The organism is Achromobacter sp. 77 (assembly GCF_020541125.1).
Taxonomy (GTDB): Bacteria; Pseudomonadota; Gammaproteobacteria; order Burkholderiales; family Burkholderiaceae_B; genus Achromobacter; species Achromobacter mucicolens.
Window position 1 is genome coordinate 3,481,356 of the sequence record NZ_CP059848.1, and the last position, 20,742, is coordinate 3,502,097.

Below are 20,742 nucleotides of genomic sequence, written 5' to 3' on the forward strand. Positions count from 1 at the left end.
GGTCGGATCATTGCTTGAGCGCGGAACATCCCATCATCTGAACCGAGCCCGATCCCGCGGGCGTCTGGCCGCGGATCGCCGCCGCCATCACGCCGGCCAGGCTAACCACCGCGCGTTGCTGCGCGGCGATCAGGCTGGGGATCGCGTCGTCAGGCACCGCTTCGGTGACGACGCTGCGGCACAACAGGCCCGTGCCCTTGGCATCCACGGGGCGCACGCGCCAGGTGGCATCCAGCTGTGCCATGCGCCCGGACACCATCTCAAAGCGCTGCACGTCGGTCTGAATGCGCCAGATCGGCGCGCCCGGTCCGGGCTTGACCATCTGCACGTCCAGCGCGCCCAGCTCGCGCTTGAGCGCGTCGGACAAGGCATTGCGCAACTCGTCGCCCAGCGGCGAGCTCCAGCGCTCGGAATACAGGGCGGAAATGCTGCCGTCGCCGGTGCGGACCATGAGTTGCGGCTGGTCGGCCTGCGTGGCAAGCGTGACGGGCTGCACCTCGATCAGGAACGAGGCGGAACCGGGCGCCGCGCCCGGCGCCCCCGCCCGCTCGGGCGTCTGCAGGGTGTAGTAGTGGACGGGCGGTGACGAGCCGCAGGCCGCCAGCGCGCCGGACAGCGCCAGCACGGCCAGCGCGGCGCGGCTGCGTCCGCGGGCAAACGGGGTTGCGAGGCAAGAGAGTCGGCTTTTCATGAGCGTCTAGTTCCTGACTGGGCCGGCGCCCGGGATGGGGTCGTCGCCTCTGCCGCGCAGCAGGGCTTCAGGGTTGGATTGCAGGAAGTCGGCCAGCGCCCGCAGCGAACGGGCGGCGCGGCTCAGTTCCTGCATGGCCCGTTCCGCGTTGACCGGCAACGAAGCGTCGGTGGCCAGCAGCGAGTTGATGTTCGCCATTGAGTCCTTGGCCGCCTTGAGCGCCTTCTGCGCTTCGGGCGCCACCTGCTTGTCCAGGCGGTTCATCAGCTTGGACGTGCTGGCCAGCGTGGCGCGCAGGTCCTCGCCGATCTTGTCGAATGGAATCTTCTCGATCTTGGTGACGATGTTGGTGACCTGTTGCTGAAGCTGATCCAGATTGCCGGGCACCGTCGGAATGATCGCCGGTTCTGACATCTGGAACTCGACCGGCTTGGCGTTCGGGATGTTGTCCAGCACCACGTAAAGCTGGCCGGTCAGCAGGTTGGACGTGCGCAGTTGCGCTCGCAGGCCATGCTTGACCATCACCCCCAGCAAGCGGCCGCCGGCCACGTCGCCTTCCTTGATCGCGCGCTCGCGCACCTCTTCGTAGACGCGGCCAAGGCGTTCGGGATACAGCGTGGCGTCCACCAGCGAATAGAACCGCTTGGTCTCGGGGTCGAAGTCCAGCGTGATCTGCGTGACGTCGCCCAGCGTGATGCCGTTGAAGTCGATCGGCGCCCCCACGGCCAGCCCGCGGATCGACTGGTCAAAGCGCATGCGGATGGGGAAGGCTTCGCCGTCCGGGTTGGCCTTGGCGGCGGCCTCGGTGGCGTACAGGTCGAACTCGGAGTCCGCCTGGGCCGGCGTGTCGCCGTCGCGCGCGGTCTGCACGGTTGCAAAGGCCACACCGCCCACCGCCATCGACACGAGCGACTGGGTGCGCACCTTCAGGCCGTCGGCGTTGACGCTGAAGTCCACGCCGCTGGCGTTCCAGAAGCGCGTGCCGCTGGTCACAAATTTGTCGTTGGGCGCATCGACGAATACTTCGACGTTCACGGCGCGGCCGTTCTCGTCCAACGCATAACCGATCACGCGGCCCACATTGATGCGGCGGAAATAGACGGGCGACCCGATATCCAGCGAGCCCAGGTCCGACGCCTTGAGCATGAAGCGCTTGCCCGCGCGGTCGTGGGTCACGGCGGGCGGGGTTTCCAGGCCTTCGAAAGACAGCTTGGTGGCCCGTTCGGTGCCGTCCTTGCCCTCTTCCGCGTCCACGCCGATATAGGCGCCCGACAGCAGCGTGCCCAGGCCCGATACGCCGCTGACGTCCAGCCGCGGCCGCACCACCCAGAAGTTGGTGCCTTCGCGCGCCAGATCGGAAACGTCCTTGGCCAGCTCGGCCTTCACGACGACCTTGCTGCGGTCCGAATTGAAGCCGATGGATTTGACCGTGCCGATGTTCACGTCCTTGTAGCGAAGCTGGGTCTTGCCCACCTCCAGCCCTTCGGCGGTATTGAACGAAATCGAAATGTCGGGGCCCGCCTGCATCCAGGTCCGCACGACCAGCGACAGGCCCATCAATGCGGCCACTACAGGCACCAGCCAGATCCAGGAGATCCGGCTCTTCTTCTTGCGCGAGATCGCGGGTGACGCGAATTTCTCTTCACCGGATCCGGGTGCTTGCTCGGACATCTACTTTTTCCTTGTTCTGAGCGGAAAACAACGGCGCGAGGCCTTTCCTAGCCCGCTTGCTTGCCAGCGGCAGACGCCGGCGCATGCCGGCCCTCCACCGGCGCTGATTCGATTTCGGTCTGACCTTCCAGGTCCCAGCTACGGCGCAGGTCAAAGCTCATGGCCGCGAGCATGGTCAGGATGACGACCACGCCAAACGCGGCGGCGCCCGCGCCAGCGCTGATTTCCATCAGGCCTTTGAAGTCTGCCAGAGCCGCCAGCAATATAACGACAAAAACATCCAGCATGGACCACTGTCCAATGAATTCAACCATCTGATACAACCGCGTACGCGCCCCCAGATTGGTTGTGCTACGCCATTGTTCGGTCAGCAGCAGCAGGATCAGCGCCATCAGCTTGGTCAGCGGCACGGCCACGCTGGCAATGAAGACGATAAGCGCGATGTCCCAGGAACCCATCTGCCACAGCTCGACAACGCCGCCCAGGATGGTGTGCGCGCTGTCGCCCAGCAGCGAGCTGACGTTCATCACGGGCAGCACGTTCGCCGGTATGTAAAACACCACGGCCGCCAGAAGCAGCGCCCACGTGCGCGCCAGATGATCGGGCTTGCGGTAATGCACCACGGCGTCGCAACGCACGCAGTGATGGTGCGCTTCGGGATCGGCATCGCGCGGCAGAGCCTGCACCTGGCCGCAGACGTGGCAACCGGTCAGGAGGACGTCCGGCCCGGCCTCGGGCACATGCACGGGCACCACGTCGACGGATTCGGCATACCGCCACAGCACGTGCGGCGACAGCCTGCCGAGCATCGTGAGCAGCACGGTCAGGATGCCGAACGCGGCCAGCCCAATGCCCGGCGACACCGCGGCCATGCCGGCCAGCTTGACCACCGCGACCAGCACGCCCAGCAGAAACACCGGCACCATGCACCACGGCCGCAACATGCCCAGCAGCCGCATGGCGCCGTGAAACCCGGCGGGCTCGCGGTGCTGCGACAGCGGCCCCAGCACCCACAGCAGCACGGTCAGCTGCAGCAGCGGGAGCGCGAAACCGGCCAGGCCGGTCATGATGGAGACCACCCAATGGCCTTGGCGCCAGGTGATGGAAATGGCGTCCAGCAGCGAGGCCTGCTGGACCATGCCTTGCACGGACATCGACGCGACCGGGTAGGCGTTGGCCACCCCGAAGACGATCAGGGCAGTGATGGCGAGCGCCAGCCAATTGGACAAAGTAAGCCCGCTGTAGCGCCAGAGCACGGCGCCGCAGCGGGCACAATTGGCGGTCTCGCCAGGTTCAAGCTGATGTCGGCGATAAATGCTTGCGCAGTGCTCGCACTCGATCAGCGGCTGGCGGTCCGCGGTCATCAGTCGACGAGTTCGACTTCCTGCTTGTCCGGCGCGTCCGACGAAGGCGGCTTGCCGCTTTCGTCAAAATCCAGCGTGACCTTGCCCGACTCGTCCAGATCCACCGTGACCGAACCGCCGTCGACCAGCTTGCCGAACAGCAGCTCGTCGGCCAGCGCGCGCCGGATGGTGTCCTGAATGAGGCGTTGCATGGGACGCGCGCCCATGAGCGGATCGAACCCCTCCTTGGCAAGGTGTTCACGCAGGCGCGTGGTAAAGACTGCTTCCACGCGGCGCTCATGCAGCTGGTCTTCCAGTTGCATGAGGAACTTGTCGACCACGCGCATGATGACCTCGTGGTCCAGCGCGGCGAACGGGATGATCGCGTCCAGGCGGTTGCGGAATTCAGGCGTGAACATGCGGCGGATTTCCGCCATTTCGTCGCCCACCATCCGCGAATTCGCAAAACCGATCGACGGACGGTTCAAGGTCTCGGCGCCCGCGTTGGTCGTCATGATGAGGATGACGTTGCGGAAGTCTGCCTTGCGGCCGTTGTTGTCGGTCAGCGTGCCGTGGTCCATGACCTGCAGCAGGATGTTGAACACATCCGGGTGCGCCTTTTCGATTTCGTCGAGCAGCAGCACGCAATGCGGCTGCTTGGTGATTGCCTCGGTGAGCAGGCCGCCCTGGTCGAAGCCCACGTACCCCGGCGGCGCGCCGATCAGGCGCGACACCGCGTGACGCTCCATGTACTCGGACATGTCAAAGCGCAGCAGCTCGACGCCCAGCGTGAAGGCCAGTTGGCGCGCCACTTCGGTCTTGCCCACCCCGGTGGGGCCGGACAACAGGAAGGCGCCGATCGGCTTTTCCGGCTTGCCCAGGCCCGAGCGCGCCATCTTGATGGCGGCGGACAGCGCATCGATGGCGCCGTCCTGGCCGAACACCACCGTCTTCAGGTCGCGGTCCAGCGTGGCGAGCTTGCTGCGGTCGTCGTTGGAGACGGACTGCGGCGGAATGCGCGCGATCTTGGAAACGATGTTTTCGATGTCGACCTTGCCGATCACCTTCTTCTGGCGCGAACGCGGCAGCAGGCGCTGGGCGGCGCCGGCCTCGTCGATCACGTCGATAGCTTTGTCGGGCAGGTGACGGTCGTTGATGAAGCGGGCCGACAATTCAGCGGCAGCCGACAGCGCCGCGGCCGAATAGCGCACGCTATGGTGCTCTTCGAAGCGGCTCTTCAGGCCGCGCAGGATCTGCACGGTCTGCTCGATGCTGGGCTCGGCCACGTCGATCTTCTGGAACCGGCGTGACAGCGCGTGGTCCTTTTCGAAGACGCCGCGGTATTCGGTATAGGTGGTGGCGCCGATGCACTTCAACTGCCCGGACGACAGGGCCGGCTTGAGCAGGTTGGAGGCATCCAGCGTGCCGCCCGATGCGGAACCCGCGCCGATCAGCGTGTGAATTTCGTCGATGAACAGAATGGCGTCGGGGTTGCCGCGGATCTGCTTGAGCACGCCCTTAAGACGCTGCTCGAAATCGCCGCGGTACTTGGTGCCGGCCAGCAGCGCGCCCATGTCCAGCGAATAGACCTGAGCGGCCTGCAGGACTTCGGGCACTTCGCCGCGGGTGATGCGCCAGGCCAGGCCTTCGGCGATGGCGGTCTTGCCAACGCCGGCCTCGCCCACCAGCAGCGGGTTGTTCTTGCGGCGGCGGCACAGCACCTGGATGACGCGCTCGACTTCGTGCTCGCGGCCGATCAGGGGATCGATCCGGCCCGCAAGCGCGGCGGCGTTCAGGTCGGTGGCGTACTGATCCAGCGGCGACTGACGCGAATCGCCCTGCTCTTCACCATTGGGCTGTTGCTCTTTCTGCACGGCGGCGGACTCCACCTGCGGCTGTTTGGTAATGCCATGAGACAGGAAATTGACCACGTCCAGACGCGTGACACCCTGCTGTTGCAGGTAGTACACGGCATGCGAGTCTTTTTCGCCAAAAATGGCCACCAGCACGTTCGCGCCCGTGACGGGCTTTTTGCCCGTGCCGCCGGCCGAAACATGCATGATCGCGCGCTGAATGACGCGCTGGAAACCTAGCGTGGGTTGCGTGTCGACTTCGGCGCCGCTGGGGATCACCGGGGTGTTTTCCGAGACAAACTGGCGCAGGTTGCGGCGCAGGTCATCCAGGTTGGCCGCGCACGCGCGCAGGACCTCGACCGCCGAAGCGTTGTCGAGCAAGGCGAGCAGCAGGTGCTCGACGGTAATAAATTCGTGCCGGGCCGAACGGGCCTCGACGAAAGCCATATGCAGGCTGACTTCAAGCTCTTGAGAAATCACGCTTCCTCCGTAACGCATCGAAGCGGGCTAATACACGATTCATATTCTATGCCGATCATGGCGTAACGCCAGCGATTTCAAAAACCACGCTGTCGTGCCGGCCATGTGTATCCATGACGGTTAGCGTATACCGGCCGTCGTGCGCCAGCACCAAATTAAACGGATGACCCGCGGCGCCATGACTTGCGACACGACCATCGAGCATCCACCATACTTCGCCTTCAGCGCCCTGGACGTCGACGTCCAGCGCGACTTGCCGCCCGCCGGGCACGGGCCGCAGCACCGAACCGTTGGCCACGCCGCCGAGCCGCAGCGGTCCCTGGGTGGCATCGGCATAGCCCGCAAACGAGGGCGGCGTCGTTTCATTGAGCATCCAGGCGGCCCGCTGTTCGGGACACGCGCCCGAGGGCTCGCTGCCCAGCCTGTAACCCAGGGGCCAGCATGTCACCACCGCCTGCACCGTTTCGGGCCTGACGCGGACCTGCTGGGCGCCTTCCGGCAACGCCGCCACAATGTCTTGCAGTAGCGGCGCCGCCACATTCGCCCCGAAAAATCCCGGGTTCGGCGTACCGTCGGGTCTGCCGACCCATACGCCGATCGTCCATCTGTCGGTCACTCCGACCGCCCAGGCGTCCCGGAAGCCAAAACTGGTCCCGGTTTTCCAGGCCAGTTGCCGTCCGGGGCTGCCCGACTGGTAGAACGGCCGGTCCGGGTGTCCACCGCCTTCGAGGATGTCCCGGACGATCCAGGCCGCGCCAGGACTCATCATACGGGACTCGACAAGGGGTTGCTCCGCCGTCAGGCGGGGCCGCCCCGAGACGCCGCCCCGGGCCAGCGCGCGATAAGCGCCGACCAGTTCTTCCAATGTGGTGCCGCCCCCGCCCAAAATCAAGCTCAGATTCGGCTCCGCCCCTGCGGGCATACGTAACTTCACGCCTCCCGCCAGCATAACCGAGGCAAAACTGACCGGTCCGACCCGGTCCAGCAGGTCCACCGCAGGCACGTTGAGCGACCGCTGCAAGGCCTGCGCCACGCTCACCGGCCCGGCGAACGCCGCCTGGAAATTGCCGGGCGCGTACCCGCCAAACGACATGGGCGCGTCCATCAGCAGGCTTTCCGAATGGATCAGCCCCTCGTCCAACGCCTGGGCATACAGGAACGGCTTCAGCGTGGAGCCCGGCGAACGCACGCCGCGCACCATATCCACATGCGAGTAACGGGAATCGTCGGAAAAATCTGCCGATCCCGCGTAAGCCTTGACCTCCAGCGAGTCGTTGTCCATGACCAGCACCGCCATCGACACCTTGGGCGGAAGGTTATCGACCCGATCCAGCAACATTTGTTCCACCGACGCCTGCATGTCGGCATCGAGCGTGGACGTGACGAGTGGCGGCCGTCCGCCGGCGCGGCGCGGGCCGCCCGCCTCCAGCAGCAGGCGCTGCGCGGCCAGGGGCGCCAGCCAGCGCGCCCTGAGCGGCGGCGCAATCACGGTCTCGATCTTGGCGTCGGCCACCTCGGCCGGTGTCCAGCGGCCCAGTTCGGCCATGCGGTCCAGCACCTTGTCGCGCGCGGCCTGCGCGGCTTCAGGGTGGCGGTCGGGGCGCAGCCGCGACGGCGCCTGCGGCAAGGCAGTCAGCATGGCGGCTTCGGCGGGCCCCAGGTCGCGGGCGGGCTTGCCCAGCCACAGCCGCGAACCCATTTCGACACCCTCGACGATGCCGCCCATGGGCGCATGCGTCAGGTACAGGGACAGGATCTCGTCCTTGCTGTAGTGCATTTCAAGCTGCACGGCGCGCCAGGCCTGCCGCAGCTTGGCCGACATCGTGCGCGACGGCTTGCCGGCAAGCTGCGGATCGATCAGCCGCGCCACCTGCATGGTCAGCGTCGATCCGCCCGACACGATGCGGCGGTTGGTGGCCCACTGCCACCCGGCACGCGCGAGGGCCACGGGGTTCACCCCCGGATGCCAGTAGAACCAGCGGTCCTCATAGGTGAGCAAGGTTTCCAGGTAGCGGGGCGAGACCTGGCCGGGCTGGACCGGATAACGCCAGATGCCGTCGCGGCTGGGATAGTTGCGCAGCGGCGTGCCATCGGCCGCGACGACGACCGCCGCCCCGCCCGAGTCGATGGGGGGCAGCGGATACAGGCGGTCCAGCGCGAATAACAACGCGGCCAGCGCTGACAACGCGCTGGCCGCGAAGATGCCGCGCCGCCGCCAGCGGCGGGCGCGCGATGCGCCCGCCCCGGGTGCGGCGGCGGCGTTCAAGGACGCTTGGCGCCGCGATCGCGGATTTCGACCGTGCTCCATTGCTCACCCACGCCGCGGATTTCGGGGCGGTACATATCCTCGGCCACCGTCGACGGCACCGCATAGCGGCCCGGCGTCACGACGCGCACCAGATAGAACACGTCCACCTTGCCACGGCCCAGCGATACCGCCGCCACATAGCGGTCGTCGCGGAACTCGCGATGCTTGATGTTGGAATCCGACATGGCGTCGGCCACGCGGCGTCCGCCGATCTTCCAGTCCTGCATCTCGGGGCTTTGCGACAGGTTCAGGTTTTCGACCTCGAAGCCCGCCGGCACGCGATCAACCAGCAGCCCGTCCGGGATGTTCTGGTTGGCGCTGGCCTGGACCCACACCACCAGCATGTCGCCGGTCTGCAGCGTGCCGCCATCCCACGGGCGGCCATCCGGACGGTACCAGCCGCGCTTGAGCTGGATGATGTCGTTGCGCGGCGCGGGGGTCGCGGTCGGGCTGCCCTGGATGTCGTACTCGACAAACAGAGATTGGCTGCCGGTGTTCTGGATCTGCGTGCCCGCCAGATCCGCCGCGGCCAGCGACACCGTCTGGTCGCTCTTGCCGCCGGACAGCGGCTTGCGCTCGCCATTGACGGTCAGCACGGCTTCCCACGGCGTGTTCTTGCTGCCGCCCGCGGCGCGCGCGGCCAACAGAAGCGCCATCTGTTCCTGCGTGGACAGGTACGAACGATTGCCCAGGCGGCTGGAGAGCTGGTTCAGCAGGTTTTCGCTCCGCTCGTGACGCAACTCGTACTGCGAAACCAGCGCATAGGACAGCGCGTAATCGCGCACGCTGCTGCCGTAATCGCCCATCCATTCGTCGTAGTAGGCGCTGCTGCGGTTGTTGATGTTGATGCCATAGGCGCGCGTCATGGCCAGGTCGAGCGCCTGCTTCATGCGCCCTTCGTCGCCCATCAGCTTGAAGGCGGCAGCCAGTTGCACCAACGGCAGCGGCGAACGCGCGCGTTCCTGGTAGTTGTCAAAGAGCTGACGCACCGTCGACAACGGGGCCTTCTTGTCGCGCGCCAGCACGAGCGCGGCGGTGGCCAGGCCGGCGAAGCGGCGATGGTCTTCGCGCAGCACGTTGGCATCGCTGCTGTCGATGCGGTTGGCCTCGACGTTGCGGCGCAGGTTGGCCGACCACGTGCCGAACGCGCCCGTGCTCTGCTGCACCTGTTCCAGCAACCAGGTGCGGGAACGGTCCAGCGACGATTCGGGCACGTCGAAACCGCGGTCCCGTGCGTCCTGCATGAAGCCGACTGCATAGGCCGTCAGCCACACATCGCGCGAGGACGAGCCACTCCAGAGGTTGTACGAACCCACCGAGTTGCGCATGCCGGACAGGCGGCCAATGGCGCCCGCCACCTTGGCGGCGCGCTCGGCCTGGGTGCGCGGCTTCAGGCCGAACTGCTTGGCCGACTCCTCATCGAGCATCACCCACGGCATGGTTGCGCTGATGGTCTGCTCGGTGCATCCGTACGGATAGTTGAGCAGGTCTTCGACCAGGCGGTTGACGTTGAACGGCGGACGGTTGGACACCGTGAGGCTGACGGTGGTGGAGTCCGGGTAGTAGGACGCAACCCACGATGCCTGCGCCGGCTGCGATTCGCCCGGATTCAGGCGCAGACGCCGGACCTGGCGTTCGGGCGCGTGCGCCGGCTGCACCTGCAGCACGGACTCGCGCACGATGTGCACAGGCTTGGCGCCGCCCTGCCCGTCCACCGTCAGGCGCATCAGGCCAAGGCCGTACGAACCGGTGGTGGTGGCGGTGAAGCGCAGGGTCGTGCGCTGCTTGTCCTTCAACGTCACGGTGCGCACGCCATCGACGATGGCCAGCGGATCCAGCGCCTCGAGCTTGACCGAGATCTTCTGCTCGGCGCCGCTCAGGTTGGTGACGTCCAGCGCAATGGCGGCCTGGTCGCCCGGCGTGATGAAACGCGGGGTGTTCAGTTCGGCCACGATCGGCGCGGCCACCACCATTTCGGCGTCGGTGCTGCCGTAGTTGTCGGGCGTGAACGCAACCGCCATCAGGCGCAGCGTGCCGTTGAAGTCGGGCAGGTCCAGCGGGATGTCGGCCTCGCCCTGCGCGTTCAGCGCAACGGGCCCCGAGAACAGGTCCACCAGCTTGACCTTCTTGGGCAGGCTCTTGCTGTCGCCGCGCATCGCGGCGTCGCCGCCCCACTTCAGCTTGCCCTTGGTGCCGTCCATCTTTTCGATGAGCTTGCCGTACATGTCCAGCAACTCGGGCGCGTAGCGGTGCTTGCCGAAGAAGTAATTCAGCGGGTCGGGCGTGGCGTACTGGTTGATGTTGAGGATACCCACGTCGACCGCGGACAGCGTCACCATCGCCTGCTTGCCCTGCGCGCCGTCGACCTTCACGCGCACGGTCGTCTTCGTCTCCGGCACGACCTTGGGCGCGGCGGTGAGCTTGACGTCCAGCTTGCGGTCGGCGCTGGCGATCGGCAGGAATGCCAGGCCCAGCGCACGGGCCGGCGTGACGCGGTCGCCTTCGCTGCCCGGACGGAATACCGCGGCCGCCACGTACAGGTCGTGACGCTTCCATTCCTTGTCGACTGGAATCTCGACCTCGGTGCCGGTCGCCTTCACCGCCACCCACTTGGACCACAACATGCGGTCGCCTTCGACGGTGATGAGCGCCTGGCCGTCATGCGGCGGCGTGAGCGTCAGCTTGACGGTGTCGCCCGGCTTTGCCGGCACGCCTTCCAGCTTCATCTGCACGCGGTCGGGACGGTTGCCCATCGCGTCGGCGTCCTGCGCATTCCAGCCGGCATAGAAGCGATAGCGCATCGTTTCGCCGGTTTCCGGATCCGTGATTTCCAGGCGGTAACGGCCCCACTTGACCGGCACCGTCAGCTGGGTGCGATCCTTCAGCGCAATTTCGCGCGAATCGACCAGTTCCTCGGTTTCGGTATAGCCGCTGTTCCAGCCGCGCTGGTCGTCGAAGCGCCAATAGTATTGACGCTCTTCGCGGAACAGGCGCATTTGCGCCTGCGCAAGCGGTTCGACCTTGCCCTGCGCGTTGGCGCGGATCACTTCAAAGCCTGCCGGCGCGTTCTCGCGGGCCACGTCGCTGTCGAACTGCGGACGCACGGCGATCAGCTTGTCGGCGGGCCAGACGGTGCGTTCGATGGAGCGCACCACCGGGCGGCCGCCGGATTCCAGCAAGCTGGCCGACACGCGTACCTTCATCGGCGAATGCGTGCCAGAGGCGTTCGGGTTCACGTCCAGTTGCGCGCGGCCTTTGTCGTCCAGCGCGGTTTCCGGCAGTTCGCCAAAGCTGCGCCGCGTATCGTCGGCCACGTCGCCGAAAATAAAGCCGGGCCATTGCTGGGCCAGCGCGAAACGGTCACGCTTGACCTGGAAGGTTGCCAGCAGGCGGTTGCCCGCCGCGGGCGCGCCATACAGGTAATCGCCCTGCACATCGACGGTCAGTTCCTCGTCGGGGGACAACACGTCCTGGCCCGAGGTCAGCGCCATCTTCATGCGTTCGGGCAGAAATTCTTCGACCTGGAATTTCCAGGAGGCATCCGGCGCGCGCGAGGCCGGATCGACGCGCAATTCCAGCATCCACGTGCCGGTCTGCGCATCCAGCGGCAGATCGATTGCGCGCTCGACGTAGCCGGGCAGGTCTTTCTGCGGCTGCCACAGTGCGGTCTGCACCGTGCGGCCATCGGGGCGCTTGATGGTGGCGGTCAGCGGCGACGGCGTCAGCACGCGGCCGTCCAGGTCGCGCGGCAGCACCGACACATGGAACGTTTCGCCAGGGCGGTACAGGTTGCGGCCCGCATACACGAACAAATTGTTGGCGCGCGACGCGTGGCCGCCCGTGTCGAACTCGGACAGGTCCAGCGCGGGTTCGCCCAGCGCCAGCACGGTCATTTCCTTGTCGCGCGAGGCGCGGATGACGCGCGCATTGGCAAAGCTGCCGTCAAAGCGGACATGGCCTTGCGCATCGGCAGCCGCCTTGGCCAGCGGCTTGCCGGCGCCGTCCACCAGTTCGAACACCGCGCCCGAAATGGCCTGGCCGGACTTCAGCGACACCGAATACGCTTCGATGCGATCGCTGTAACGGCGCGCGTGCAGCCCGATGTCGCTGACGTAGAAATAGGTGACCTGATATTCGTAACGGAACCGGCCCGGCTGGCTCATGACCGCGACATAGATGCCCGGCTCCTGCAGTTCCTTGATGCCTTCGACCGGCAGGAACGTGACGTGGCGGCGGTTCGGCTTGTCGTCGGTGACGAAGCGGCCCTGATAGACGCTGGTCGTCAGCGAATTCAGCCGGTCCAGGTCCCAGTTGCTGACCGAGCCCTTCAGGCTGCGGTTGCCGGCATAACGCCAGTCGTTCTCGTCGTAGCCGTGGTCGTCCTCGTCGTCCGAGGCGGCCGGCGTGCGGCCCACGCCCAACACGGTGTCGAAGAGTTCGGGCACACGTTCGGGCGATACGCGCAGGAATTGCACGTCGACCTCGGGCACGTTGACCGTGGCCACGGGCAGGCCGCCGTTCTGGCCGGCGGGCAGTACCACGCCGCGGCTGGCGAAGTAGAACGAAGGCGGCATGGCCTGCGTGCTGACTTCGCAATGCGAGGCCTCGGCCAGCGCGACCTTCTCGCCCGCGCCCGGCAGGCCCGAGCGGACCGTGATGGCGTACGAGCGCTGCGGCTGCACGTAGGGGAAGTACACGACACGCGGATTGTCGCCGACGACCCAGTTGCCCTTGACGATCTTGCCCTTGGGCGCGGAATCGCCAGGACGCACGGAGGCCGGCTGCTGGCCGGTTGCGGCCGCCGATTCGCTGTCCTCGTCAGCCTTGCCGGCCGTCGAACCCGTGTCGGTGACCTGAAGGAAGGCGTCCAGATTGCTCTTGGCATCCACCGGCTGCGTGAACGTCACGGCCAGCGACAAGGCATCGTTGTATTGGCGAGGCTGGCAGTTCAACGCGGCGAAGGGATCCGCGGCGCCCACCGTTGCGGTGGCCGGTAACGCTGGCGCCCCGCCGTTCGCCGCCTGCGGGGCAGCGGCAGTTGCCGTCTGCGCCGCCGGAACCGCTGCCGGCGTCGCCGGTTGCTGTCCCTTGCCCATCCACCAGCCCACGCCAATGGCGCCGGCCAACACAGCGACCCCGGCTACTGCCAGCCAGGTCTTGTTGAACTTTCCACTCACGGCGAAACCCTCCCCGCCCACTAGAATGCAACGCTCCTTAGCGGCGGAGCTGCCGACCCGCATGCGCCGCGCGCTTCCCGTTACGCGGCGAAACCGTTCATCCCGTCATCCGGGATGCAACCGGCAGCACAACGCCGCCATGGCTGGCGGCGCTGTCTTTTTTCGTTTTCAAACCGGTTCCATCACGCACTGCAACGGGTGCTGGCGCGCCCGAGCATATTGACCGACCTGCGCGATGCGCGTGGCCGCGAGGTCGCGCGGGTAAACCCCGCAGACACCTCGACCTTCGTGATGGACCTGCAGCATGATCCGCGTCGCCTCTTCCTGATTCTTATTGAAGAATTTCTGCAGCACTTTCACGACGAACTCCATCGGGGTGTAGTCGTCATTGAGCAGCAGCACCTGGTACATCGGTGGCGGCGCAGCGCGAGCCGGCGCCTTTTCGACGACCAAGTCATGCTGGGAATCCAAGGTAGAACTCATAGGGCGGGTATTCTATTTAAACTGGGGACGGCAACCACTCAACTTACTGAAAATTACACGCAGAAATACGTAGTATCCATACTTGACTAGGTCAAGAAAAGCGGCGCATTATCCACGCATTCTGGGGTTTTCAATTCACCGAAAATCTGCCAGAAAGCCGGAGGGGGGACAGGGGTCTAGACCACAATGCCCTTCTGTCAACATACGATTCAATGAGGCAGGCCGCATGTCTGATACGACCGCAACCGCCGTCCAAGGGGACAATCCCAAATCGACGGGCACCGTCAAATGGTTCAACGATGCAAAGGGGTTTGGCTTCATTACGCCCGACGATGGCGGTGAAGATCTGTTCGCCCACTTCTCGTCCATCCAGATGAATGGTTTTAAAACCCTGAAAGAAGGCCAGAAAGTGGCCTTCGAGATTATTCAGGGGCCTAAAGGCAAACAGGCGCTTAATATTACGGCAGCCTGAGTTACCCTTTAAAGCGCAACGGTAAGGTTGCGCCATTATCCAGGCGGGGCTTTCGGGCCCCGCCTTGTTATTTTCTAAATACTCCGCCGGACCATGCTGAAGATTGCAGTTTTGTTTCCCATTGTGCGCACACTGTTCAAAACAACGTTCACCAAGGCATCGTCAGCGGGAACCTCGGCGGGCCGCAAGGGTTCGGTGATTGCCGCCGCAGCCATCGCGTTCGCAACCGCCGCCCTGCCCCTGCCGGCCAGCGCCCAGCAACAGACCGGTCCGCAACCCAAGCTGCCGACCACACAGCTGTCGGCAGGCATCCATATTATCCGCGCGGAAGTCGCAGACACGGACGCCACGCGGCGCGACGGCCTGATGTTCCGCAGGGAACTGCCCGGCAACGACGGCATGCTGTTCGTCTTTGACCGCCCGGACGTGCAGTGCTTCTGGATGCGCAACACGCTGCTGCCCCTGTCGATTGCCTTTATCGCCGACGACGGCACGATCGTCAACATCGAGGACATGGCGCCGCAGACCGAGGATCCGCATTGCGCGAAAAAGCCCGTGCGCTACGCGCTGGAGATGGCGCAGGGGTGGTTCGACGCCCACGGCATCTCCGCGGGCAAGAAGCTGGACGGGCTGCCCTGATTCGGCCCGCAACTGTCAGCACCGATACAAGACAAAGGGAGCCCGAGGGCTCCCTTTGTCTTTGGGGCGGCGGGTACTGTCCGCCCGGGGTCACTGCCTTACACGCGCTCGACGATAAGCGCGATGCCTTGGCCGACACCGATGCACATCGTGCACAGGGCATAGCGGCCACCGGTGCGATGAAGCTGGTTGATGGCCGTGGTGGCCAGACGCGCGCCGCTGGCGCCCAGGGGGTGGCCCAAGGCGATGGCGCCGCCGTTGGGGTTCACGCGCGGGTCATTGTCGGCGATGCCGAGCTGACGCAGCACGGCCAGGCCTTGCGCCGCAAACGCTTCGTTCAGTTCGATCACGTCCATCTGATCCAGCGTCAGGCCGGTCTGGGCCAGCACCTTTTGCGTGGCGGGCGCCGGGCCGATACCCATGATGCGCGGCGCGACGCCTGCGGTCGCCATGCCGACCACGCGGGCGCGCGGGGTCAGGCCATGACGGGCGGCGGCCTTTTCGTCGGCCAGCAGCAGCGCGGCGGCGCCGTCGTTCACGCCCGACGCATTGCCGGCGGTGACGCTGCCGCCTTCGCGGACCACACCCTTGAGCTTGGCCAGCGACTCCAGCGAGGTTTCACGCGGGTGCTCGTCCTTGGACACGACGATGGGATCGCCCTTCTTCTGGGCGATCGACACGGGCACGATTTCGGCGTCGAAGACGCCTTCCTTCTGAGCGCGAGCCGTCTTTTCCTGGCTGGCCAGCGCGAACAGATCCTGGTCGGCGCGGCTGATATTGAAGTCGTCGGCGACGTTTTCGGCGGTCTCGGGCATCGAGTCCACGCCGTACTGCGCCTTCATCAGCTTGTTGATGAAGCGCCAGCCGATGGTGGTGTCGTAGATGGCGGCGCTGCGCGAGAAGGCGCTGTCGGCCTTGCCCATGACGAACGGGGCGCGGCTCATGCTTTCCACGCCACCGGCCAGCATCAGGCCGGCTTCACCGGCGCGGATGGCCCGCGCGGCGGTGCCGATGGCGTCCAGGCCCGAACCGCACAGGCGGTTGACAGTGGCGCCGGGCACTTCGATCGGCAGGCCGGCCAGCAGCGTGGCCATGCGGGCCACGTTGCGGTTGTCTTCGCCCGCCTGATTGGCGCAGCCCATGATGGCGTCGTCGAGTTCTTCCCAGCGCACGCCGGGGTTGCGCGCCACGAGGGCCTTGATGGCTACGGCAGCCAGATCGTCGGGCCGCACCGAAGCCAGCGCACCGCCATAGCGGCCGAAGGGGGTACGGATCGCATCACAGATAAAGGCATTCACGGTCATGGGAAGCTCGGAGTGAAGTGAAAGAACTCGGGATCGGACGATCTTAACGCAGCGGTTTCGCGCCAAGTTGGTGCGTTGCACGGATGTCCGCTGCACGGACAGTGTCCAATGGACGTTCACATTAGTCGGCCTTGCCGCGCCCGAAAACGGGCGCCTGTGCACGCGTTCAGGGCGTCCCGGCCTTGGCCGCGCGGCCCGCCTCGACGATGGCTTGCCGGCGGAAACGGCCGGCGGCCAGATGGTAGAAAGGTTGCGGGCAGAATTGGCGCGACACGCCGGACGCCAGCAGGGACGCCACCAGCAGCCAGAACAGCATGGGCTGGCTGCCCGTCATTTCCATCACCACCACGCTGGCCGTCAACGGCGCCTGCGTGGCGGCCGCCAGAAAGGCGGCCATCGACACCAAAACCAGCACGCGCTGGTCGACGCCGTTGCCCGCGAGCTCCCAGATGTGGTGGCCGATGCCCGCGCCCGTGGTCAGCGCCGGCGTGAAGATGCCGCCGGGAATGCCCGCCCAGTACGACGCCACGGTCGCGAACAGCTTGGCGATGCCAAACCCGTCCGGCACCGAGTCCTTCCCGTTGAGCAGATCGGCAGCGGCGGCGTAGCCGGTGCCGTACACGCTGCCCGCGGTGCACAGGCCGATGACCGCCAGGGCCAGGCCCATGATGAACGCCGTCCAGATCGGATGCGCCCGGATCCAGCCGCGCCACGATTGCGGCGCCGCCAGGACGGGGCCCTTGCCCAGCAACCGCGCGAAGATGCCGCCCAGCGCGCCGTTGAGCGCGCCGCAGATGACGATCCACATCAGCATGTTCTGGGACAGCGGCGCGCCGCCGAACACGCCGAAATAGGGATTGTTGCCTTCAACGGCCACGACCAGAAAGCCGGCGGCCAATACGCCGATCAGCACCAGCCGCTGCCAGCGCAGCACCGTGCCGCGGCCCAGTTCCTCGATCGCGAAGATGACCCCGGCCAGCGGCGCGTTGAACGCCGCCGCCAGGCCGCCCGCGGCGCCCGCGGCGATCAGCTCGTTGGCGTGAAAACCGCGCAACTGCAGGCCGCGCCGCTTCCAGAAGTCGCCCCATGCCAGCATCAGCGCCGCGCCGACCTGCACCGAAGGCCCCTCGCGGCCAATCGACGCGCCCGCCAGCATGCCAAAGAACGCCAACGGGATTTTCCAAAGGCTTTGCGCCAAGGACACCAGGCTGCTTTGGCTGGGCCCCGGCGGCAGCGACAACGCGCCGATGACCTGGGGAATGCCGCTGCCCGAGGCGTTGGGCGCGAAGCGCAACGTGAGCCAGCGCAAGGCGGCAAGGCCGAACGGCATCACCAGCAGCGCGAGCCATCCGTTGTAGGCCACCCACTGCCGGTTCCACGCCAGCGCCTTGTCGGCAAGGTAGGCAAAACCCAGCGACATGAGCGCCACCAGCGCGGCACCGCCCAGCAGCAGCCCCAGTTGCACGCTTTTGCGTGACAGCCGGTTGACCTGACGCACCTTGCGGCGCGTGAGCCGGCGTGTTCGGGCAATGACGCGGCGGACGGGGTCGGGCAGGGGCATGGACGAGAAAGGGGTGGTTTGGCGGGTTGCCAACCATACCATCCCCGCCTGACCCGTAACCGAACGGCCGCCGCCCATCGCGGGGCCGGCCGCCTTAGAAGGACGACCAGTCGTCGTCCTGCGAGGCGTTGGCCAGCGCGGGCCGGGCCTGCACCGGGCGCGCGGCCTGCGCGGCAGCGGCGGGCTTGCGCGCGGCGGTGCGTTCCGACGGCAGCAACCGGGCTTGCGCCTGAACCGCTGTCGCGCCGCCCGCATCGACCTTGAAGCGGCGCACTTCCTGCGCCAGGCGGGTGGCCTGCTCCTGCATGCTGGCTGCGGCCGCTGCCGCTTCCTCGACCAGCGCGGCGTTCTGCTGGGTCACGGCGTCCATCTGCGACACGGCCTGATTCACCTGGCCGATGCCGGCCGATTGCTCTTCCGAGGCGCCCGAGATCTCGCGCACCAGGGTTGCAACCTGGCGCACGCTGTCGACCACTTCGCGCATCGTGCGTCCGGCTTCGTCGACCTGACGCGTGCCGCCTTCGACGCGGGTCACCGATTCATCGATCAAGGCCTTGATCTCCTTGGCGGCCACGGCGGAACGCTGGGCCAGCGTGCGCACCTCGCCCGCCACGACGGCAAAGCCCCGGCCCTGCTCGCCCGCACGCGCGGCTTCCACCGCGGCGTTGAGCGCCAGGATGTTGGTCTGGAATGCAATGCCGTCGATCACGCCCGTGATGTCGGCGATGCGGCGCGAGCTGTCGGAAATTGCGCTCATGGTCTGCACCACGCCTTCGACCACTTCGCCGCCGCGCACGGCAACGCTGGACGCCTGGCTGACCAGACGGTCGGCTTCCCCGGCGTTGTTGGCGTTTTGCTGCACCGTGCTGGTCAGTTGCTCCATCGACGCCGCGGTCTCTTCCAGCGAGGACGCCTGCTCTTCCGTGCGCTGCGACAGGTCGGAGTTGCCCTGCGCGATCTGGGACGACGCCGAAGCGATGTTCTCACAGCCGTCGCGCACGTCCTTGACGATGCGAGCCAGGCTTTCGTTCATGGCCTTGAGCGCCGCCATCAGGTCGCCGGTTTCGTCGCGCGTGGCAACGCGGATATCGGCAGTCAGGTCGCCCGCGGCCACCTGGCGCGCCGCCGACACGGCCTCGCTCAGCGGACGCACGATGCCTCGCGTCACCAGCCACCCCAGCAGCATGCCGATGGCCACGCCCGCGATCGCAAGCGCAATCATGACAGCGCGAACCGTGTTGTAAAGATCCGTCCCGTCCTGCACGGAACTCTCGGCGGACTTTTCCTTGTTGACCGCCAGGTCGGTCATCAGATCATCGAGCTTTTGCGACGTCGCGATGACGCGCTTGTCGATCTCGGCCACGCGCGCGTCGGTCTGCGTCAGCGGCTGCGACTTGGCCGCCTCGAAGAACGCCATGGCCTCGCGCTTCCACGCCTGCTCGGTTTCATTGAACTGCGCCAGCAGGCGCTTGGCCGGTTCGCCGTAGAAATTCTCGGCCGCCTTGTCCCGCAGGCCGTCCATGGTCTTGACCGCATCGTCGAACTGCTTGCGCAGCGCCAGCCGGGCTTCCTCGGAGGAGGCGGCCAGGTACGCGTTGCGCGCACGCCCCGCGTAGATGAGGTTGAGGTTGGCTTCCTTCAGATCCGAAATGCCGCGCAGTTCGGTGTCGTAAAGCCTGTCATTCATTTCATTGATTCGCGACAGCCCCCATACGCCGAACGCCCCGATCGCACCGCCAATCACCGCCACCAGCAAAAACGCGCCCGTCAGGCGTGCCCCGATGCGCATTCCCGAAAATAACCGCAACATGCTTCCCTTCCCTGTGAGTGCCCCGGCTTGTGGCGGCGTTGCCGCAGCCCTGCGCTCCGGGGTGCAGGCGCAGGCCGGAGGAAACGATAGCGACGTTTGGCTTAGGGCTTACCCTGAAGAGAAGCCAGTTCCCGCGTCAGTTTCGTGTAATGAACTCGACAATCGACAGGGGTTTTTGAAACTGAATTTTTCCTGAACAAAAGAAAACCCCTCGCCGGGGCGAGGGGTCGTTTTCACGGGGTGCGGCGGGGGGCCGCAAGGCGCCCGGAACGGGAAATCAGGCGAAGTTCTTCGCCGCGAAATCCCAGTTTGCCAGTGCCCAGAAATTCTCCAGATACTTGGGACGCGCGTTGCGGTAGTCGATGTAGTACGCGTGTTCCCAGACATCACAGGTGAGCAGCGGCTTGTCGGCCGTCGTGAGCGGGGTGGCGGCGTTGCTGGTGTTGACGATGTCGACCGAGCCGTCGGCCTTCTTGACCAGCCAGGTCCAGCCCGAACCGAAGTTCCCGGCAGCCGACTTGTTGAAGGCTTCCTTGAAGGCGTCGAAGCTGCCCCACTTGGCGTTGATGGCGTCAGCCAGCGCGCCGGTGGGAGCGCCGCCGGCCTTGGGAGCCAGGCTGTTCCAGTAGAAGGTGTGGTTCCAGACCTGAGCGGCGTTGTTGAAAATGCCACCCGAGGACTTCTTCACGATGTCTTCCAGCGACAGCGTTTCGAATTCCGTGCCCGGGATCAGGTTGTTCAGATTCGTGACGTACGTCTGGTGATGCTTGCCGTAGTGGAACTCCAGCGTTTCCTTGGAGATGTGCGGCGCCAGGGCGTCGAGTTCGTAAGGCAGGGGGGGAAGAGTATGTGCCATGTGATGGTTCCTTCTGTTGAGAGCACGATCAAGCCGGTCAATTGTATCGGCAACTCCTGAGGATACCGTGTTAACCCCGCGCTGGCGCGGGGTT

General features: G+C 65.9%; 14 protein-coding genes. 3 read left to right on the forward strand and 11 right to left on the reverse strand.

The window, feature by feature from the left end:
* Window positions 1-7: 7 nt before the first annotated feature.
* The 7 genes from H4P35_RS16075 to clpS all read right to left on the reverse strand — a co-directional run bounded on the left by H4P35_RS16075 (window position 8) and on the right by clpS (window position 14,006).
* Entirely contained in the window at window positions 8-691 is a 684-nt protein-coding gene (locus tag H4P35_RS16075) for a membrane integrity-associated transporter subunit PqiC (RefSeq protein ID WP_226846218.1), read from the reverse strand.
* 6 nt (window positions 692-697) lie between these two features.
* Window positions 698-2,362, reverse strand: coding sequence for an intermembrane transport protein PqiB (locus H4P35_RS16080; protein WP_180098434.1), 1,665 nt, complete (start codon window positions 2,360-2,362; stop codon window positions 698-700).
* Window positions 2,363-2,409: 47 nt separating this feature from the next.
* The gene (locus H4P35_RS16085) at window positions 2,410-3,726 is read right to left on the reverse strand and encodes a paraquat-inducible protein A (RefSeq protein WP_226846219.1); all 1,317 of its coding nucleotides are present in this window, start codon (window positions 3,724-3,726) and stop codon (window positions 2,410-2,412) included.
* Entirely contained in the window at window positions 3,726-6,038 is a 2,313-nt protein-coding gene (gene clpA / locus H4P35_RS16090; RefSeq protein ID WP_056324674.1) for an ATP-dependent Clp protease ATP-binding subunit ClpA, read from the reverse strand. The genes H4P35_RS16085 and clpA overlap by 1 nt, the downstream gene beginning before the upstream one ends.
* A gap of 55 nt (window positions 6,039-6,093) precedes the next feature.
* Window positions 6,094-8,304 carry a penicillin-binding protein 1C gene (pbpC, locus tag H4P35_RS16095; RefSeq protein ID WP_226846220.1) on the reverse strand — a complete coding sequence of 737 codons (2,211 nt, stop codon included), beginning with the start codon at window positions 8,302-8,304 and terminating at the stop codon, window positions 6,094-6,096.
* Entirely contained in the window at window positions 8,301-13,523 is a 5,223-nt protein-coding gene (locus tag H4P35_RS16100) for an alpha-2-macroglobulin (protein WP_370638926.1), read from the reverse strand. Before H4P35_RS16100 ends, pbpC begins: the two co-directional genes overlap by 4 nt.
* A gap of 168 nt (window positions 13,524-13,691) precedes the next feature.
* Window positions 13,692-14,006 carry an ATP-dependent Clp protease adapter ClpS gene (clpS, locus tag H4P35_RS16105; RefSeq protein ID WP_056324280.1) on the reverse strand — a complete coding sequence of 105 codons (315 nt, stop codon included), beginning with the start codon at window positions 14,004-14,006 and terminating at the stop codon, window positions 13,692-13,694.
* A gap of 226 nt (window positions 14,007-14,232) precedes the next feature.
* On the opposite strand from clpS, the gene H4P35_RS16110 reads away from it, so the two are divergent.
* Both H4P35_RS16110 and H4P35_RS16115 read left to right on the forward strand, forming a co-directional pair.
* Window positions 14,233-14,478 (forward strand): cold-shock protein, encoded by a 246-nt coding sequence (locus tag H4P35_RS16110; RefSeq protein ID WP_006220277.1) that lies wholly within the window; start codon window positions 14,233-14,235, stop codon window positions 14,476-14,478.
* Between the two features lie 93 nt (window positions 14,479-14,571).
* On the forward strand, window positions 14,572-15,117 hold the full coding sequence (locus H4P35_RS16115) for a DUF192 domain-containing protein (RefSeq protein ID WP_226846221.1): 546 nt from the start codon (window positions 14,572-14,574) through the stop codon (window positions 15,115-15,117).
* A 98-nt stretch (window positions 15,118-15,215) separates the two neighbouring features.
* Here the strand turns inward: H4P35_RS16115 and pcaF are convergent, their stop codons facing one another.
* From pcaF to H4P35_RS16130, 3 genes are all read right to left on the reverse strand, one after another.
* Window positions 15,216-16,421: a 3-oxoadipyl-CoA thiolase gene (gene pcaF / locus H4P35_RS16120; protein ID WP_142054672.1), complete on the reverse strand. Its 1,206-nt coding sequence runs from the start codon at window positions 16,419-16,421 to the stop codon at window positions 15,216-15,218.
* A 166-nt stretch (window positions 16,422-16,587) separates the two neighbouring features.
* The gene (locus H4P35_RS16125; protein ID WP_056324665.1) at window positions 16,588-17,982 is read right to left on the reverse strand and encodes a chloride channel protein; all 1,395 of its coding nucleotides are present in this window, start codon (window positions 17,980-17,982) and stop codon (window positions 16,588-16,590) included.
* 94 nt (window positions 17,983-18,076) lie between these two features.
* Window positions 18,077-19,792, reverse strand: coding sequence for a methyl-accepting chemotaxis protein (locus H4P35_RS16130; protein WP_226846222.1), 1,716 nt, complete (start codon window positions 19,790-19,792; stop codon window positions 18,077-18,079).
* On the opposite strand from H4P35_RS16130, the gene H4P35_RS16135 reads away from it, so the two are divergent.
* Window positions 19,764-19,988 carry a hypothetical protein gene (locus H4P35_RS16135; protein ID WP_226849545.1) on the forward strand — a complete coding sequence of 75 codons (225 nt, stop codon included), beginning with the start codon at window positions 19,764-19,766 and terminating at the stop codon, window positions 19,986-19,988. The two genes, H4P35_RS16130 and H4P35_RS16135, sit on opposite strands and share 29 nt — an antisense overlap.
* A gap of 81 nt (window positions 19,989-20,069) precedes the next feature.
* On the opposite strand, the gene sodB is transcribed toward H4P35_RS16135, so the two are convergent.
* Complete coding sequence (gene sodB, locus H4P35_RS16140; RefSeq protein WP_056324270.1) at window positions 20,070-20,648, reverse strand: superoxide dismutase [Fe]; 579 nt, start codon at window positions 20,646-20,648, stop codon at window positions 20,070-20,072.
* Window positions 20,649-20,742: the final 94 nt, after the last annotated feature.

Bases quoted from the DNA above. Each gene is read 5' to 3' on its own strand.
- H4P35_RS16115 (WP_226846221.1), top strand. From the start codon at position 14,572: ATGCTGAAGATTGCAGTTTTGTTTCCCATTGTGCGCACACTGTTCAAA.
- sodB (WP_056324270.1), bottom strand. From the start codon at position 20,648: ATGGCACATACTCTTCCCCCCCTGCCTTACGAACTCGACGCCCTGGCG.
- H4P35_RS16135 (WP_226849545.1), top strand. From the start codon at position 19,764: ATGCGCATTCCCGAAAATAACCGCAACATGCTTCCCTTCCCTGTGAGT.
- H4P35_RS16130 (WP_226846222.1), bottom strand. From the start codon at position 19,792: ATGTTGCGGTTATTTTCGGGAATGCGCATCGGGGCACGCCTGACGGGC.
- H4P35_RS16080 (WP_180098434.1), bottom strand. From the start codon at position 2,362: ATGTCCGAGCAAGCACCCGGATCCGGTGAAGAGAAATTCGCGTCACCC.
- H4P35_RS16125 (WP_056324665.1), bottom strand. From the start codon at position 17,982: ATGCCCCTGCCCGACCCCGTCCGCCGCGTCATTGCCCGAACACGCCGG.
- H4P35_RS16075 (WP_226846218.1), bottom strand. From the start codon at position 691: ATGAAAAGCCGACTCTCTTGCCTCGCAACCCCGTTTGCCCGCGGACGC.
- H4P35_RS16085 (WP_226846219.1), bottom strand. From the start codon at position 3,726: ATGACCGCGGACCGCCAGCCGCTGATCGAGTGCGAGCACTGCGCAAGC.
- pcaF (WP_142054672.1), bottom strand. From the start codon at position 16,421: ATGACCGTGAATGCCTTTATCTGTGATGCGATCCGTACCCCCTTCGGC.
- H4P35_RS16110 (WP_006220277.1), top strand. From the start codon at position 14,233: ATGTCTGATACGACCGCAACCGCCGTCCAAGGGGACAATCCCAAATCG.
- clpS (WP_056324280.1), bottom strand. From the start codon at position 14,006: ATGAGTTCTACCTTGGATTCCCAGCATGACTTGGTCGTCGAAAAGGCG.